The following is a 15,519-nucleotide window of genomic DNA, read 5'->3' on the forward strand; positions in this document are numbered from 1 at the left end:
TCATGACGGGACTCCAAGCGCTGTGCCCGGCCCACCGCCCCTGAGCTGCGGGGACGAGGGCCGGTGCGGACGGGCGGTAGCCCGTCCATGGTGGATTTCCCGTCTCGATCTGGGCTCGACGGTTGGGATTCCCCAACCGGCCGCTACACCGCCCAGCCCTGCCGCCGCCACGCTGCGTCCGCGAACTCCCACTCACAGCGAGCACCAGTCAAGAACCACTCGACGAGCCGGGTCCGGTTGGCGTCACCGCCCGCCTCGACGACCTCGTCGACCATCGCCAGCCAGGTGGCCACGTAGTCGGCGAACCCGTCGTACGCCAGGTACTGCTCGATCCACGGCCCGTAGCGCGACGACCGGTCGGCCCGTTGCCGCAGGTCGTCGGAGACGAGCAGGTGGAACCAGCTCATCGGCAGCAGCGCGCCGACGCCCGCCGCGAACGACGTCACCGGCGCCGCGAGCATGACCGACGTGTACGCGTGCACCGCCGGCGCGGGGCCGGCGAACGCCGGGCCGGCGGGCCGGCCGAGCGTCTCCGCCAGCCGGCCCAACTCCCGGTCCAGCCGGGGCAGCGAGCCCACCGTGGCCTGCGCCGCCCCGGCCAGCAGGCCGGCGTGCTCCAACCGGTCGGCACCCGCCGCGCACCGGGCCAGCGCCCGCGCGTACGCCGGGACGACGTACCGGGCGTCCTGCTCGGCGAACCACCACAGCGCCTCCGGCGGGAGCGTCCCGTCGCGCAGCCCGGCCCAGAACGGGTGGGCGGTGGCCCGCTCCACCAGCGGCGCCGCGAGCGCCGCCAGTTCGTCCTGGGGCCGCGCCCGGGTCGCCGGCCCGGCCGTCACGTCGCCGCCGGGGTCAGCCGCTCGGCGCCGGACACCTCGGCGAGCACGTCGGTGAGCACCTTCTCCGGCTCGCCGGAGCCCTCGACGCTGCGCCAGGCCACGAACGCGTCCGGCCGCACCAGCACGGCCCCGCGCGAGGAGACGCCGAACGCGGCCGCCCAGTCGGCGCCCGTCGTGGCGACGTCACCGCCCGGACCGACCCGCACCGACCGCAGCGGCACCGACGTCCGCGCCGCCAGGCGGACCGCCGCCTCGTGCCAGCCGTCGTCCTCCGCGCCACTGACCAGCACGAACGAGTCCCAGAACAGGTCGATCGTGGACAGCTCCCGGTCACCGGAACGCAGCCACAGGTGCGGGGCCCGGGTGCCCGGCTCACCCGCCAGGGTCAGCGGCGCGGTCAGCACCGGCGGGTGGTCGTCGGCGAGCACGGCGGCCGACCGGTACCGGTAGCCGAGCGTGATGATGATGTCGTCGACCATCTCCTTCTCCGGCCGGCCGTCGCTCTGCCCGTGCCGGATGCGGTTACGGACCATGGCCTGCTCCGCCATCGCCGAGCCCACCGCGTGCCGCTCCTGGTGGTACGTGTCCAGCAGCGCGGAGGTGCCCCACCCGTGCAGTTCGGCGGCCAGCTTCCACGCCAGGTTGTGCGCGTCGTGGATGCCGGTGTTGGCGCCGAACCCGCCGGCCGGCGGGTGCACGTGGGCCGCGTCACCGGCCAGGAAGACCCGGCCGACCCGGAACCGGTCCGCGACCAGCTGCGAGCCCTCCCACGGCACCTTGGCCACCACCTCGACCGCCATGTCGGGCCGGCCGGCGGCCTCCCGGACGATCCGCACGCACCGCTCGTCGGTGAAGTCCTCCGGCGACTCGCCCCGGTCCGGGTGGTAGACCGGCGCGGCCAGCCACGGGTCGCAGCCGTGCAGCCGGGACAGCCCGGTCATCGTCCCGCCCACCGTGGCGTAGCAGAGGATGAACGGCCGGTCGGCGAGGATCCGCTCCAGCTCGGGGGCGCGGAAGTAGATGCTCAGCGCGTGGAACACCGAACCGCGACCCGACCGGCCCACGCCCAGCAGACCCCGCACCGAACTGCCGGCCCCGTCGGCGCCGACCAGGTAGCGGGCCCGGATCGTCCGCTCGACGCCGCCCTCGTCGGTCACCGTCGCGGTCACGCCGTCCCCGTCCTGGTCGACGGCGGTCAGTCGGGCGCCGAAGCGGATCTCCGAGCCGAACTCCTTCGCCTTGGCCGCCAGCACCACCTCGTAGCGGTCCTGGCCACAGCCCATCACCCGCTCCGGGCTGATCTCCGGACCGTCCAGCGACGGCGCCTCCAGCACCTGGGCGTTCGCGATGTCGGAGTACGTGCTGACCCGCAGGATCCCGCCCTCGAAGTAACGGTGCGAGTCACCGATCTCCAGAGCCCGGATGTCCGGGCCGATGCCGGCGGCACGGAACAGCTCCATGGTGCGCGCCTGCAGACCCGGGGCGCGGGGCAGCCGGGACGTGTTGGGCCGCTTCTCCACCACCAGGGTGGGCACGCCGTGCCGGCCGAGGAAGACCGCCGTGGACAGGCCCACCGGGCCGGCGCCCACGATCAGTACCGGGACCTCTTCGTCGTACATCCTGCTCCTCCTGGGCTCGTCGGCTCAGCTCGCCCGGGCCACCGGGCCGCGCGCGGCCGCCGCGGCCTCGACCAGCCCCTTGATCCGGTTCATCTGGATCACCGTGTTGCGATTCAGGTGCGCGGTCATCGCGTCGTCGTCGACGGGCGCCTGCGGCTTCATGTGGAAGTCCTGCACCCAGCGCATCCGCACCCCGCCGTCGACCTCGGCGTACGTCCAGTGGATGTTCATGTACTCGAACGGGCCGGTCTCGATCCGGTGGGCCCGGACCTCGCGGCGCTCCCGGTCGACGGTGCGCTTCGACACCCAGCTCCACACCGTGCCGTCCTCGTCGGGGTGCATGGTGAGCCGGAAGGTGACGCTGTCGCCGTCCCGTTCGAGGATCTCCGCGGCGGCGTACTCGCTGAACAGCTGCGGCCACGACGCCACGTCGTTGGTCATGTCCCACACCACGTCCATCGGCGCGTCGATCACGATCGCGTTGTCCGTGTGTCCTGCCATGCTGCTGTCTCTCCTCACTCGACGCCGGCCCGGGTCACCGCCCGGCCGGCCGCTCCGGTCAGCCCGCCGCGGTGACGACCGCGGCGGCGTTGAAGCCGCCGTACCCGCGGGCGACGACCAGCGCCGTGCGCAGGCGCGCCTCCCGGGGCACATCCCGCACCAGGTCCAGGTCACACCCCGGGGCCAGCCGCGCCACCCCGACGGTCGGGGGGATCACCTGGTCCCGGAGGGCGAGCAGGGCGCACGCCAGGTCCAGCGCGGCGCCGCCGGCGTAGAGCCGGCCGGTCATCGTCTTCGGCGCGGTCACCGGCACCCCGGCCGGACCGAACACGGCGCTGATCGCCGCCGCCTCCGCCCGGTCGGCGTCCGGCACCCCGGCCGCGTCGGCGAACACCACGTCCACGTCGGAGGGTGCGACGCCCGCGTCGGCCAACGCCAGCTCGATCGCCCGCCGCAGGCCGGGTTCCCGGCCGGAGCCGGGCCGCGGGTCGAAGGTGGACCCCTGCCCGGCGATCACGCCGTACACCTTCGGCGCGTGGCGGGCCCGCGCGTCGGCGGCGTCCTCGACGATCAGCATGGCCCCGCCCTCACCCGGCACGTAGCCACCGGCGTCGGCGTCGAACGGCCGGTACGCCCGCTCCGGATCGTCGCCGCCGCTGAGGGTGCCCTTGCTGAGCTGTGCCGTCAGCCCGTACGGGCACAGCGACGCGTCGGTGCCGCCGGTGACGACCAGCCGGGTCCCCTGCTGGACGAGCGCCCGGGCCTGCCCGGCGGCGTCCAGCGCCCCGGCCTGCTCGCTGCACACCACACCGCACGGACCGCGCATCCCGTGCCGGATGGAGATCTGCCCGGTGGTGGCCGCGTAGAACCAGGCGATCGACTGGTACGCCCCGACCCACGACGGTCCCTTCGTCCAGAGCCGCTCGATCTCCCGCTGCCCGAACTCCGTACCGCCGGACGAGCTGGCGGTGACGACGGCCATCTCGTACTCGGGGAACCCCGCCGGGTCGGCGCCGGCGTCGTCGAGAGCCCACGCGGCGGCGGTGAGGCCCAGGTGGGTCCAGTTGTCGGTCTGCGGGATGAGCCGGCTCGGGACGTGCGCGGCGGCGTCGAAGTCGTGGACCTCGCCGGCCAGCCGCACCGGGTAGCCGGTCGGGTCGAAGCGGCTGATCCGGCCGATGCCGCTGCGGCCGGCGAGCGTCGCCGCCCAGTACGCCTCGGTGCCCAGCCCGTTCGGGGCGGTGACGCCGATCCCGGTCACCACGGCCGTCCGGTTCATCGCGGATCCTCCCCGCGGTCCTTCGTGATGACCATCGCCGTCTGGAAGCCGCCGAAGCCGCTGCCGACGCTGAGCACGCCCCGCATCCGGTGCTCCCGCGCGGTGATCGGCACGTAGTCCAGGTCGCACTCCGGGTCCGGGTTGTGCAGGTTGGCCGTCGGCGGCACCACCTGCTCCTCCAGCGCCAGCGCGCACGCCGCGACCTCGATCGAGCCGATCGCGCCGAGCGAGTGCCCGACCATCGACTTGATCGAGCTGACCGGCACCTGGTACGCGCGGTCGCCCAGCGCCCGCTTGAACGCGGCGGTCTCGTGCCGGTCGTTCTGCCGGGTGCCGGAGCCGTGCGCGTTGATGTAGTCGATGTCCGACGGGTCGAGCCGGGCCGCCGCCAGGGCCTGCCGGATCGCCTCGGCCATCTCCCGGCCGTCGGGCTTCAGCCCGGTCATGTGGTACGCGTTGCTCCGGCTGGCGTACCCGGCGATCTCGGCGTAGACGTGGGCGCCCCGGCGGCGCGCGGCCTCGCGCTCCTCGAGGATCAGCACGGCGGACCCCTCGCCGAGGACGAAGCCGCGCCGTTTCGCGTCGAACGGGCGGGACGCGTGGGCCGCGTCGTCGTTGTCCGGCGAGGTCGCCTTGATCGCGTCGAAGCAGGCGGCGGTGATCGGCGACAGCGGCGCGTCGGTCGCGCCCGCGACGACGACGTCGGCCCGCCCGGACCAGATGAGGCTCGCCCCGTTGCCGACCGCGTCCAACCCGGCCGTGCAGCCGGTGGAGATCAGCGACACCGGGCCCTCGGCGCCGACCGTCCAGGCCACCTCGGTGGCCATGGTGCTCGGCACCATGTACCCGTACAGCTGCGGCACCGTGTACGCGGGGTCGACCAGCCAGCGCCGGCCGCCGTCGCTGAGGACCAGGTACTCCTCCTCCAGTCCGGTGGTGCAGCCGACCGCGCTGCCGATGCTCACCCCGGTCCGCTCCGGCGGCACGTCGGCGTCCTCCAGCCCGCTGTCCGCCCACGCCTCGCGGGCGGAGACCACGGCGAACTGCGCCGCCCGGTCCATCCGGCGGATCTCCTGGGGGCTCAGCCCGTTCGCGGCCGGGTCGAAGTCGCACTCGGCCGCGATCCGGGACCGGAAGTGCGAGGCGTCGAAGAGGGTGATGGGACGGGTGGCGGTGCGCCCGGCGGTGAGCAGGTCCCAGTACGCCTTGGTCCCGATGCCCCCGGGCGCCACCACACCGATGCCCGTCACGACCACCCGACGGTGTCCGGTCATCGGCGCGGGCCCCCCACGTCCGGGACCGGGGCGCCACCGGAGGCGGCGGGCAGCTCCTCGGTGTCGACGTGCCCCAGCTCGGGCCGGGGGGCGAGCGGGCTGAGGTGGAACACCGCCCGCACCTCCTCGGCGCCGGCGTTCCACACCCGGTGGCGCTTGCCGATCGGCACCAGCAGGCCCTCGCCGGGGACGAGGTCGACCTCGCCGGCGTCCTCCACCCGGGCGGTCAGCCGGCCACTCACGACCAGCAGGAACTCCTCCGAGTACGGGTGGTAGTGCTCGGTCACGTACTCGCCCGGGGCGAGGGTCAGGGTCCCCATGAAGCCGGAGGTGGACCCGACCGTCTTCGGGCTGAGCACCACCCGGATGTCCCCGCCCCGCCGCCGGTTCGCCGGAACGTCGTTGGCGGAGACCCGCAGCGGGCGGGTGGGGGTCTGCGCGAGTTCACTCACCGGGGGCCTCCCAGACGTAGAACGGATCGGCCATGGCGTCCTTCGGCTCGCGCCAGTTCGGGTCGTACGGCCGGATGTGGTGGGACAGCTGCTCGTTGATCTGCCCGTAGAGGGGGTGGCTCCGCGCCTGGTACAGCCGGGGCGAGATGTCCTCGTCGGCCTCCACCAGGTGGAAGTACAGGTCGTGGAAACGGAAGAGCGTACGGCGCGTGACGCCGATCATCCGCGGCAGATCGGTGGAGTCCGAGCTGGCGAATATCTTGGCCACGTCGTCCGCTTTCTCAGGGGCCATCCGGGCAACGATCAGCGTTCGATGCACACCAATCACCTCTCACTCGTTGCGCCGATGATGCGGCATCCCCCGACAGGGACGGTCGAACGCTGCTCGACGCCTCGACGGGGCCGCCGACGCCGGCGCCGTCCGCGTACACCGGACCGCGCCGGCCTCGACAGCCGCTCGACGAGGTGATCCGCGTACCGCATGACCTGCCTGGTGAGAGCCGGTGCGGTCGCCCGCCACTAGGGATTCACACAGTGGTTGCCGGAGTCCCCGCCGCCGACAATGGGGCCGGTGTCCCCACCCATTCCGGAGGCCGCGTTGACGAGTCCCCGAGTTCTCCACGCGAACGGAAAGAATTGGAGCCATGACCCGGCCGGCCGGGTCGTCATCACCGGTTTCGGTGTCATTTCCAGCATCGGATCCGGACGGGCGGAATTCCTCGCCGGCCTGCGGGAGGGACGGTGCGGCGCGAAACCGATCAGCAAATGGGACGCCACCGGTTTCCCGCACGACCACGCCTGCGAGGTCACCGACTTCGACCCGGCGTCGGTGCTGGAACGCCTCGACCCGAAGGCCAGCGGCCAGGTGGCGGCCCTCGCCGCCGCGGCGTCCCGGATGGCCGTGCGCGACGCGGCCCTCGACCCCGCCGCCGTCCGCGACGAGGCCGGCCTGATCGCCGTCGGCACCACGTGCGGGCAGTCGCTCGACCTCGACGCGCTCGCCGAGGTCGAGCTGCGCGAACCGGACGCCGTGCCGCCCGGGGACCTCGCGCGGCTGCTCCAGCCCGGGCGCCTCGCCACCGCCGCCGCGGCCGAGCTCGACCTGCGCGACGTCGAGACCCTGACCATCCCCACCGCGTGCGCGGCCGGCAACTACGCGATCAGCTACGGCGTGGACGCGATCCGCTCCGGCGACGCCGAGTACGCGATCTGCGGCGGCGCCGACTCGGTCAACCGGATGGCGTTCGCCGGCTTCGTCCGGATGGGAGCGATGGCCCACGAGCGGTGCCGGCCCTTCGACCGGGAGCGCGACGGCACGATGTGGGGCGAGGGCGCCGCCATGCTGGTCCTGGAGAGCCTCGACCACGCCCGGCGGCGGGGCGCCCCGATCCTCGCCGAGGTGCTCGGCCTGCACCTCAACTGCGACGCCGACCACCCCACCGCCCCGGTACGGGAACGTGTCGCCGAGTGCATGGCGGGCGCCCTGGCCGACGCCGGGGTCGACGCCGCCGAGCTGGACGTGATCTTCGCCCACGCCACCGGTACCCGGGCCAGCGACCCGATGGAGGTGGGTGCCATCCGGGACGTCTTCGGCGTGCGGCCCCCGCCCCCGGTGGTCGGGGTCAAGTCGATGATCGGCCACACCATGGGCGCCGTCGGCGCCCACACCGCCATCGCCGCGCTGCTCGCGATGCAGCACCAGTTCCTGCCGCCCACGGTGAACTTCCGCGAGCCCGACCCGGACTGCCAGGTCGACTGCGTACCCAACGTGGCCCGGCCGTCCGCCGTCCGCACGGCGCTGGTGAACTCGCTGGGCTTCGGCGGCAACAACGCCACCCTGGTCCTGCGCGGCCCCGGCGAGGCCGGTCCGCGCCCCGAGGCACGTGGAGCCGACGCATGAACGTGGTTATCTCCGGCCTGGCCGTCGTCTCGCCGTACGGGCTCGGAACCGGGCCGTTCACGGCCGGGTGGCGTGCCGGCCGTCCCACCGCCGCCCCCGGCGAGGACCCGCCGGTCGCCCGGCTGCCCGAGCTGGCCGGCGACGACTTCACCCCGAACCGCCGGGTCCGGCTCAAGGAACGCTCGTCCGCTCTGGCGGTCGGCACGGTCGGGGCGCTGCTCGCCGCGTACGACCTGGGTGACGTGCCCGCCGCCCGGCGCGGCGTGGTCCTCGGCAGCGCGCTGGCCAGCCTCGACTCGTACCTGGCGGTGTCCGGTGGCTCGCTGGCCGGCGCCAAGCCGCACTTCATCGACCACAATCTGATGCCGCCGGGCATCATGAACTACACCAGCAGCCAGGCCGCCATCCGTTTCGACCTGCGTGGCCCGAACGTCACCGTGACCTCCGGCCGGGCGACCGGGCTCACCGCCCTGGGCTGTGCCCGCCGGCTGGTCGCGGCCGGCCGCGCGGACGTCGTGCTGGCCGGCGCGTTCGAGGCGCTCAGCCCGCGCCGGCTGCGGCTGGAGACAGCCGCCGACCGGGCGCCCGCCCTGACCGGCGAGGGCTGTTGCGTGTTCCTGGTGGAGACGGCGGAGTCCGCCGAGCGGGCCGGCCGGCGGGTCCTGGCCGCCCCGCTGGCCCTGACCGCCGGCTTCTTCCCCGAGCCGGACGGGGGGCGGGCGGCGCTGCACCGCGCGGTGACCCGGGCGCTGCGGCAGGCCGGCGTCACCGCCGGGGACGTCGCCACGGTCGTCCGGGGCGCCGCCGCCCCCGGCCGGTACGCCGACGACGAGACGGCGGTCCTCACCGACGTCGTGCCCGGCGTACCCGTGCTGGACCCGGCGACCCGCGTCGGCGACACCTACGGCGCGTCCGCGGCGTTCGGCGTGGCCGCGGCGATCGTCGAGGCCGGCGCGGAGCCCCCGGCCGGCGTCACCCTCGTCACCTCCATCGACCCCGACGGCCAGGTGGCCTGCGCCGTCCTGGCCCCCGGTGCCCGGGTGCCGACCCCGGTCGGCTGACCCTGCCGGTGACGGCACCCTCCACGATCGTGCCCGCAGCGCCGCAGGCGGCGTCAGTGGCGGCCGGCGGCGGCCAGGCTTGGGTCGTACCGGAGGGCCCGGACGATGGCCTCGGCCCGGCTGGACACCTCCAGCTTGCGGAAGATGCGGGTGAGGTGGAACTCCACCGTGCTGCGCGAGATGTGCAGCTGCCGGGCGATCTGGTCGTTGCCCAGACCGGCGCAGAGCGCCCGCAGCAGCTCCACCTCGCGGCCGGTCAGCCCGGCCGGGAGTCCCCGCCGCGCCGGCGTCGCCACCCGGCGGATGGTGAACTCGGTGCCGGCCAGCCGCAGCGCGGCCACCAGCTCTCCCGGTTCGACGTCACCGGCGAGGTAGACGTCGCTGTCCGCGCCCTCCGGCCACCGGCCGCCGGGGTCGACGACGGCCACCCGCGGGCGGCGCGGCTGCGCCGGCCGGGGCAGCGCGTTGGGCGGCGGTGGGCCGGCGCCGACGGCGACGAGCAGCCAGTCGACCGGGGAGCAGGGGTCGTCGACGACGGTGAGCAGCGCGCGCAGCGCCGCGGCCCGCGGGGCGGGCCAGTCCCCGGCGAGGACGACCCGGCCGGGTCCCCGGGACGGCGCGGGCGGGCCGGTCCGTACGGCGCCGCCCGCCGGCTGCCCAGGTTCAGGCGACCGCTTCCGTCTCATTGGCGTTCTCCTCGACCAGGGCCACCACCGCCGCCAGGCTCGTCATCTTGGGGATGTCGGCGTCGGGGATGCGTACCCCCAGGTCCACCTCGATCCGGGCCAGGATGTCGATGACGAGCATGGAGTCGGCGCCGTAGTCGTTGATGAAGTCGCCGTCGGGGGTGAGCTGCCCGGGTTCCAGTTCGAGGATCTCGGTCACGACAGCCGCGAGTTGCGCCGTCCGGTCGTCGTCCGCCCCGGCCGGTGCGGTGTCCGCCACCGGCGCGGCGGTGACCACGGGCGCCGGCTCGGCCGCGACCCGCGGCGACGGTACGACGGCCGTTGCGCCCCCGCCGCCCAGCGCCGTCTGGATCAGCTCCGCCGCCTGCCGGTTACCGGCGTCGGTGAGGTGCACGGTGTCGGCGAACGAGTCGCCGACGAACCGGTCCGCCGCCAGGTCCAGGAAGGACACCCCGAGCTCGGCGCAGCCGGCGGCGAGCACGTCCGCGTACGCCTTCCAGTTCTCCTCGATCGCGCTGTGCAGGATGCCGAAGACGGGCGCGTCGAAGTCGTAGCGCGCCCGCTCCTCGGGAGTGATGTCGCGGGTACGGGTGGAGGCCAGCGGCTGGAGGCAGAGCAGCACGCGGGTGCCGGCGGGCACCGCCTTGGCGAGGACCCGCAGGTCCCGCAGCCGGCGTGCCGCCGCCACGGCCATCCGTTCACGCACCTGGGCGAGGTCCCAGGCGGGCGTGGTGGTGCGGGGACGGCGCACCGCGTCCAGGTCGGGCACCGTCTTGCCGGCGGCGAGCACCGCCAGGTCGAACAGCGGCACCTGCGTCAGGTCGTCGAAGGTGCGCTCGTACGACACCGTGCCGTAGAGGTTGTCCGGGGTCAGCGAGCCGACCAGGTTCACGAAGTCCGGCCCGCCGCCGATGATGACCACGGTGGACGCCTTCTCCAGGAACGGCACGGCGGCCACCAGTTCCTGGAGCGACACCGCCGCGCAGAGGCCCAGGTTGAGCTGCCGCACCCCGGTCAGCCCGGCCAGGTACGACGCCACGGTGGTGGCGTCCGACGACGCGGCGAGCGCGAGGGCCACCGAGTTGCCGAGCAGGATCCCGCCGCCGCCGGCGGCCAGCCAGCTCGCCGAGTCCACCGTGCCGTACGGGGAGGCGGAGAGCCGGAACCCCGCGTCGTCGGTGTTCAGCATGTCCGACCGAAGGCCCGGTGCGAGCGTGAACCCGAGGAACGGGTGCGGGTAGAGGTCGATGCCGTGCCGTTCCAGCAGCATGCCACCCCGGTGCCGCCGGGCGAAGGACTCGTGCTCGAACTGGGGTGTGGAATTCATTCGGTCACTCCCGTACGTCTCGTACTCGTCGTCGCGTTCCCGGTCCGGACGCCCGCCGAGGGTCACAGGGCGGGATCCACCACCGCTCGCACCGTGGTCGACCGTCCCCGGTCAGCGGGGCGCGGCCACCACGAGCCGCTCCAGCTCCGCCACCACCTGCGCGGGCGACGGCTGGGCGGCCAACTCCCGGCGCAGCCGGTCGGCCGCCTCCCGGAACCCGGGCTCGGCCAGCACCCGCCGCAGGGCGGTGACCACCGCGGCCGGGTCGGCGTCCTTCGCCGGCACCACCAGGCCGGCCCCGGTCTCGGCGAGCCGGGCGGAGTGCCGCGTGTGGTCGGGCAGCCGGGGAACGAGCACCTGCGGCAGCCCGTACGACACGGCGGTGAGCAGCGACCCGGCGCCGCCGTGGGCGACGACGGCGGCGCAGCCGGGCAGCACCAGGTGCAGCGGCGAGCCGGCCACCACGTGCACCCCGTCGGCTACCGGCCCGAGCAGGGACCGCTGATCGGGGCTCACCGCGACCACGACCTCCACGTCGAGGTCGGCGAGCGCCCGCACCACCGTCCCGGCGAGGAAGTGGTCCGGTCCGAGGCGGCCCATCGTCGTACCCCAGGTGACGCAGACCCGGGGACGCGCGCCGGGCTCCGGCAGCGGCGGGGGGACGACGCCCGCGCCGTTGAACGGCACCTGGCCGAGCGGCAGCCGCCGCGAGCCGACCTGCGGGAGCTGAAGGCCGGCCGGGTACGGGTCGACCGTGGCCACGCCGAACGGGTCCACCCCGGTCAGCCCGTACCGGGCACCGAGCGGGTCGAGCACGGCCGGCAGGAACTGCCCGGCCCGACCGCCGAGCAGGTCGGTGCCGAACAGGTGCCGGACCGCCGGCACGCCCGCCGCGGCGGCGGCGACCGGCCCGGCGAAGGCGCTCGGCTCGAACACCAGCAGGTCCGCCCGCCAGCGCCGGGCCAGGTCGACCAGGTCGTCCAGCATCGCGTCGGCCAGCTCGGCGAAGAGTTTCAGGACACGCGGGCCGCCGCCGTTGGCGCCGGGCGGCGTGGCGACGATCTCACGGAACGCGGCCTCCGCGTCGACGTCGCGGCCGACCGGGGCGAACGGCAGGCCGGTACGCAGGGCCACGTCGGTCAGGGCGGGCTGGCTGGCCACCAGCACCTCGTGCCCGGCGGTACGGCAGGACCAGGCCAGCGGCACCATCGCGTACAGGTGCGAGGGCCATGCCCAGGTGGTGAAGAGGATCCGCATCGGCCCATGGCAGCACCGCCGGCTGGGCGGGCCCTCCACGACCGCTCGACCCCCGCCGCCCGGTGCGGGTCGCCGGTCGAGCCGGGCTCGAGCATCCGCCCCACCCCGCCCGCCGTGCCGCCAGCGAGCGACCAGCGCACTGGTGTTGGGTGCCCCTGACACGCCTGCCGCCGGACGCGAGAGGGTGACATGGAGCTAGGCATCGGGCTGCCGACGATGATCCCGGGGATCGCCGGCGCGGATCTGCTCACCTGGGCGCGCCGTGCCGAGGAGCACGGCTTCGCCTCCCTCGGGGTGCTGGACCGGCTGATGTACGACGGTTACGAACCACTGATGACGCTGGCCGCGGCGGCCGGCGCGACCAGCCGGATCCGGTTGACCACCACGATCCTCATCGCCGCGTACCGGGGTGACCGGGCGCTGCTGGCCAAGCAACTGGCGAGCCTGCACCGGCTCTCCGGCGGGCGGCTGGTGGTCGGTGCGGCGGCCGGCGGCCGGCCGGACGACTTCGAGGCGTGCGGCACCCCGTACGAGCAACGGGGCCGGCGCCTCGACGCGCTGCTGGGCGAGTTGCGGCGGTCGTGGGACGGCGGGCCGGACGCCCTGGTGCCGGGCCCCCGCTGCCCGGACGGCGGCCCGACGCTGCTGGTCGGGGGCCACTCGCCGGCGGCGATGCGGCGGGCCGCCGCGTACGGCGACGGGTGGATCGCCGGTGGCAGCTCCGCCAGCGGGTACGACGAGCTGGCCGGTCGGGCCCGGCAGGCGTGGCGGGCGGCGGGGCGGACGGACCGGCCCCGGCTGGTCGCCATCGCGTACGTGGCCCTCGGGCCCGGTGCCGCCGACCGGTCCGCCGCGTACCTGCGCGACTACTACGGCTTCCTCGGCTGGAAGGCCGACATCGCGGTGAAGAGCGTCCTCACCGACACGCAGCAGTTGCGGACGTTCGTCGCCGACTACCGCGCGGTGGGCTGCGACGAGCTGATCCTCTTCCCGTGCGTCCCGGAACCGGCGCAGGCGGACCTGATCGCCGACGCCGTCCTGGGGTGAGCGGCGTGACCGAGACGCTGCACGTCCTGGTGCTGCTCGGCAGCGGCACGGTGGCCGGGGTGCTCTTCGCCGTGGCGCTGAGCACCGTCCCGGCGCTGGCCGCGATGCCCCCCGACCGGTACGTGCAGGCACACACCCTGCTGGGCCGCAACTGGGACCCGACGATGCCGCTGATCGTCCTCGGCAGCACGCTGCTGGACCTGTGGCTCGCGTTCCGGACGACCGCGCCGGCTCCGCGGGCGCTGATCGTGGTGGCCGCCGTGTGCCTGCTCGGGGTGTCGGTGGTCTCGCACTTCCGGAACGTGCCGATCAACCGGCGCGTGCACCGCACCGACCCGGCGGCCATCCCGGCCGACTGGGCCGACCCGCGCCCGGTGTGGCGGCGCTGGCACCTGCTGCGGACCGCCCTGGCGCTCGTCGCCTTCACGGCGAACAGCCTCGCCGTGACCGCCTTCTGAAAGGACCACAGATGAGTCACGACCGAGAGTTGGCCTTCGTCGGGCTGGGCGGGATGGGCGCCGGCATGGCGCGGTGCCTGCACGCCGCCGGTTACCCCCTCGTGGTGCACAACCGGACGGCGGCGAAGGCCGCGCCCCTGGCCGAGGCCGGGGCACGTGTCGCCGCCGCCAGCGGCGAGGCCGTGGAGAACGCCCGGATCGTCGTGCTGAGCCTCAGCGACCAGAATGCGGTCGAGCAGGTGCTGTTCGGCGAGATGCTCGGCTACCTGCGACCCGGCACGCTGGTGGTGGACACGTCGACCCTGTCGCCCGCGTACTCGGCGGAGGCCAGCGAGCGCCTGGCGCGGGTGGGCGTACGGCGGATCGAGGCGTGCGTCCTCGGCAACCCGCCGATGGCCCAGGCGGGCAAGCTGCGGATCTTCACGGCCGGTGAGCGGTCGGGCGTGGAGGAGGCGCACGACGTGCTCGCCACGCTCGGCCAGGAGATCCGGTACGTCGGCCCGGTCGGCGCGGCGAGCACGCTGAAGCTGGCCTTCAACCTGATCCTCGGCAACCAGGTGGCCGCGCTGGCCGAGGCGGTGGCGTTCGTCGAGAGCAGCGGCCTGGACCGGGAGCGGTTCCTCGCCGCGCTCACCGCGAGCGGGTTCAGCTCCCCGACCCTGGCGTTCCGGGCGGAGATGGTGCGCAACCGCAGCTACGAGCCCCCGCAGTTCCGGGTGAACCTGATGGCGAAGGATCTTCGGCTGGCCGTCGACGAGGCGGACGCCCGAGGTGTCGGCCTGGCGGTGACGGCCTGCGCGGCCGACCGGTTCACCGAGGCGGTGCGGGCCGGGGACGGCGACAGGGACGCGGCCGTCGTCGCGGAGCCCCGCTCCCCCGTGGCGGAGTCTCCGCCACGGGGTTGATCTGATCAACACATGAGCTGGGCATCCCGATGTCGCGGCTGTCGCCCTGCCGCCCTGGAAGCGGGTCGCGCAGCGGGAGTCAGCGGACGACCTTGAGGTTGAACATCGGGGTGTCCAGCGCGCCCATCAGGCGCAGCCAGAGTGGCAGCAGCATCTCGGTGCCGCGAGCGGTGGTGATGTCGCCGAGGTCGACGACGTCGGTGTGACCGAAGGACTCGAGGATTTCCGTCACGGTCTTCTTGGCGTCGGCGTCGTTGCCGCTCACGAAGATCGAGTGGTCGCCGTCGGCGAGCGCCTTCGGGTTGACCATCAGCGTCGCGGTGAGCGTGTTGAGGGCCTTGACGACCCGTAGTTGCGGGAAGGCCGCCTGGATCTGCTCGCCGAGGCTGTCGGTGTCCTTGACGAACAGGGTGGGCGGGAACCCGTTGTCGAAGTCCAGCGGGTTGGCGATGTCCACGAGGATCTTGCCGGTCAGATTGTCGGTGCCGGCGGCCTGCAGCGCCGCGATCGAGACGCCGCCGGAGGTGGCGTTGACCAGCAGCTCGGCGCCGGCGGCGGCGTCGGCGAGGGTCGCCAGGCGCACCTGGGGGTGCTCGGCGGCCCACACGGCGTAGGGCGGGTTGCCCATCCCGTCCGGGGTGGTCCTGGCCAGCGTCGCGGCGACATCGCGGGTGCCTACGGTGACGTCGTGGCCCAGCTCCGCAAGGCGGCCGGCCAGCGCCTGGCCGACCATGCCGGTGCCGAGAACTGCGATCTTCATGGTGGCGCTCCCTCGTCAAGTCCCGGTGCTCACCCGCGGCAGGCGCCCCTCGGGCACACCCAAGCTACCAGACAGGTCTGTCTACTCGCAAGCTTCGAGCACGGAGGCGGGCGGCCGGGCGCCCGGCGGACGCCCCGGACAGACTTGTCTGTAG

At 74.4% G+C, this 15,519-nt stretch carries 15 protein-coding genes and 1 pseudogene; 5 read left to right on the forward strand and 11 right to left on the reverse strand.

The window, feature by feature from the left end; genetic code table 11:
* Window positions 1-143: 143 nt before the first annotated feature.
* The 7 genes and pseudogenes from AB0873_RS00390 to AB0873_RS00420 form a co-directional block, all read right to left on the reverse strand.
* Entirely contained in the window at window positions 144-839 is a 696-nt protein-coding gene (locus AB0873_RS00390) for a hypothetical protein (protein ID WP_366597780.1), read from the reverse strand.
* Window positions 836-2,458 (reverse strand): FAD-dependent monooxygenase, encoded by a 1,623-nt coding sequence (locus AB0873_RS00395; RefSeq protein ID WP_366597781.1) that lies wholly within the window; start codon window positions 2,456-2,458, stop codon window positions 836-838. Before AB0873_RS00395 ends, AB0873_RS00390 begins: the two co-directional genes overlap by 4 nt.
* 24 nt (window positions 2,459-2,482) lie before the next feature.
* Window positions 2,483-2,956: pseudogene (locus AB0873_RS00400) on the reverse strand (SRPBCC family protein); the annotation flags it as partial.
* Window positions 2,957-3,017: 61 nt separating this feature from the next.
* The gene (locus AB0873_RS00405) at window positions 3,018-4,238 is read right to left on the reverse strand and encodes a ketosynthase chain-length factor (RefSeq protein WP_366597783.1); all 1,221 of its coding nucleotides are present in this window, start codon (window positions 4,236-4,238) and stop codon (window positions 3,018-3,020) included.
* Window positions 4,235-5,512, reverse strand: coding sequence for a beta-ketoacyl-[acyl-carrier-protein] synthase family protein (locus tag AB0873_RS00410; RefSeq protein ID WP_366597784.1), 1,278 nt, complete (start codon window positions 5,510-5,512; stop codon window positions 4,235-4,237). The genes AB0873_RS00405 and AB0873_RS00410 overlap by 4 nt, the downstream gene beginning before the upstream one ends.
* Window positions 5,509-5,964 carry a cupin domain-containing protein gene (locus AB0873_RS00415; protein WP_155333337.1) on the reverse strand — a complete coding sequence of 152 codons (456 nt, stop codon included), beginning with the start codon at window positions 5,962-5,964 and terminating at the stop codon, window positions 5,509-5,511. The genes AB0873_RS00410 and AB0873_RS00415 overlap by 4 nt, the downstream gene beginning before the upstream one ends.
* Window positions 5,957-6,292, reverse strand: coding sequence for a TcmI family type II polyketide cyclase (locus AB0873_RS00420; RefSeq protein ID WP_366597785.1), 336 nt, complete (start codon window positions 6,290-6,292; stop codon window positions 5,957-5,959). The genes AB0873_RS00415 and AB0873_RS00420 overlap by 8 nt, the downstream gene beginning before the upstream one ends.
* 243 nt (window positions 6,293-6,535) lie before the next feature.
* Between AB0873_RS00420 and AB0873_RS00425 the strand changes: the two genes are divergently transcribed.
* Together AB0873_RS00425 and AB0873_RS00430 are read left to right on the forward strand one after the other, a co-directional pair.
* Window positions 6,536-7,864, forward strand: coding sequence for a beta-ketoacyl-[acyl-carrier-protein] synthase family protein (locus tag AB0873_RS00425; RefSeq protein ID WP_366597787.1), 1,329 nt, complete (start codon window positions 6,536-6,538; stop codon window positions 7,862-7,864).
* Window positions 7,861-8,925, forward strand: a complete 1,065-nt coding sequence (locus AB0873_RS00430) for a beta-ketoacyl synthase N-terminal-like domain-containing protein (RefSeq protein WP_366597788.1) — start codon at window positions 7,861-7,863, stop codon at window positions 8,923-8,925. The genes AB0873_RS00425 and AB0873_RS00430 overlap by 4 nt, the downstream gene beginning before the upstream one ends.
* Before the next feature lie 53 nt (window positions 8,926-8,978).
* On the opposite strand, the gene AB0873_RS00435 is transcribed toward AB0873_RS00430, so the two are convergent.
* From AB0873_RS00435 to AB0873_RS00445, 3 genes are all read right to left on the reverse strand, one after another.
* Window positions 8,979-9,611, reverse strand: a complete 633-nt coding sequence (locus tag AB0873_RS00435) for a response regulator transcription factor (RefSeq protein WP_155333340.1) — start codon at window positions 9,609-9,611, stop codon at window positions 8,979-8,981.
* A complete protein-coding gene (locus AB0873_RS00440) occupies window positions 9,589-10,938 on the reverse strand; it encodes an acyl carrier protein (RefSeq protein WP_366597790.1) in 1,350 nt (449 codons plus the stop codon). The genes AB0873_RS00435 and AB0873_RS00440 overlap by 23 nt, the downstream gene beginning before the upstream one ends.
* A gap of 111 nt (window positions 10,939-11,049) precedes the next feature.
* Window positions 11,050-12,195, reverse strand: coding sequence for a nucleotide disphospho-sugar-binding domain-containing protein (locus tag AB0873_RS00445; RefSeq protein ID WP_366597792.1), 1,146 nt, complete (start codon window positions 12,193-12,195; stop codon window positions 11,050-11,052).
* Between the two features lie 189 nt (window positions 12,196-12,384).
* On the opposite strand from AB0873_RS00445, the gene AB0873_RS00450 reads away from it, so the two are divergent.
* Genes AB0873_RS00450 through AB0873_RS00460 form a run of 3 tightly spaced genes read left to right on the forward strand, consistent with a single transcriptional unit; the run spans window position 12,385 to window position 14,605 of the window.
* Window positions 12,385-13,242, forward strand: coding sequence for an LLM class flavin-dependent oxidoreductase (locus AB0873_RS00450; RefSeq protein ID WP_366597794.1), 858 nt, complete (start codon window positions 12,385-12,387; stop codon window positions 13,240-13,242).
* Window positions 13,243-13,247: 5 nt separating this feature from the next.
* Window positions 13,248-13,700 carry a DUF1772 domain-containing protein gene (locus tag AB0873_RS00455; RefSeq protein ID WP_155333343.1) on the forward strand — a complete coding sequence of 151 codons (453 nt, stop codon included), beginning with the start codon at window positions 13,248-13,250 and terminating at the stop codon, window positions 13,698-13,700.
* A gap of 11 nt (window positions 13,701-13,711) precedes the next feature.
* Window positions 13,712-14,605, forward strand: coding sequence for an NAD(P)-dependent oxidoreductase (locus AB0873_RS00460; protein ID WP_366597795.1), 894 nt, complete (start codon window positions 13,712-13,714; stop codon window positions 14,603-14,605).
* A 79-nt stretch (window positions 14,606-14,684) separates the two neighbouring features.
* Here the strand turns inward: AB0873_RS00460 and AB0873_RS00465 are convergent, their stop codons facing one another.
* Entirely contained in the window at window positions 14,685-15,365 is a 681-nt protein-coding gene (locus tag AB0873_RS00465; protein WP_366597797.1) for an NAD(P)-binding domain-containing protein, read from the reverse strand.
* Between the last annotated feature and the right edge of the window lie 154 nt (window positions 15,366-15,519).

It is taken from the genome of Micromonospora sp. NPDC047707, from assembly GCF_040704235.1.
Lineage (GTDB): Bacteria > Actinomycetota > Actinomycetes > Mycobacteriales > Micromonosporaceae > Micromonospora.

Excerpts from the sequence above, each read along its gene's own strand:
- AB0873_RS00395 (WP_366597781.1), bottom strand. The coding sequence starts at position 2,458 with ATGTACGACGAAGAGGTCCCGGTACTGATCGTGGGCGCCGGCCCGGTG.
- AB0873_RS00405 (WP_366597783.1), bottom strand. The coding sequence starts at position 4,238 with ATGAACCGGACGGCCGTGGTGACCGGGATCGGCGTCACCGCCCCGAAC.
- AB0873_RS00410 (WP_366597784.1), bottom strand. The coding sequence starts at position 5,512 with ATGACCGGACACCGTCGGGTGGTCGTGACGGGCATCGGTGTGGTGGCG.
- AB0873_RS00430 (WP_366597788.1), top strand. The coding sequence starts at position 7,861 with ATGAACGTGGTTATCTCCGGCCTGGCCGTCGTCTCGCCGTACGGGCTC.
- AB0873_RS00435 (WP_155333340.1), bottom strand. The coding sequence starts at position 9,611 with ATGAGACGGAAGCGGTCGCCTGAACCTGGGCAGCCGGCGGGCGGCGCC.
- AB0873_RS00440 (WP_366597790.1), bottom strand. The coding sequence starts at position 10,938 with ATGAATTCCACACCCCAGTTCGAGCACGAGTCCTTCGCCCGGCGGCAC.
- AB0873_RS00445 (WP_366597792.1), bottom strand. The coding sequence starts at position 12,195 with ATGCGGATCCTCTTCACCACCTGGGCATGGCCCTCGCACCTGTACGCG.
- AB0873_RS00450 (WP_366597794.1), top strand. The coding sequence starts at position 12,385 with ATGGAGCTAGGCATCGGGCTGCCGACGATGATCCCGGGGATCGCCGGC.
- AB0873_RS00460 (WP_366597795.1), top strand. The coding sequence starts at position 13,712 with ATGAGTCACGACCGAGAGTTGGCCTTCGTCGGGCTGGGCGGGATGGGC.
- AB0873_RS00465 (WP_366597797.1), bottom strand. The coding sequence starts at position 15,365 with ATGAAGATCGCAGTTCTCGGCACCGGCATGGTCGGCCAGGCGCTGGCC.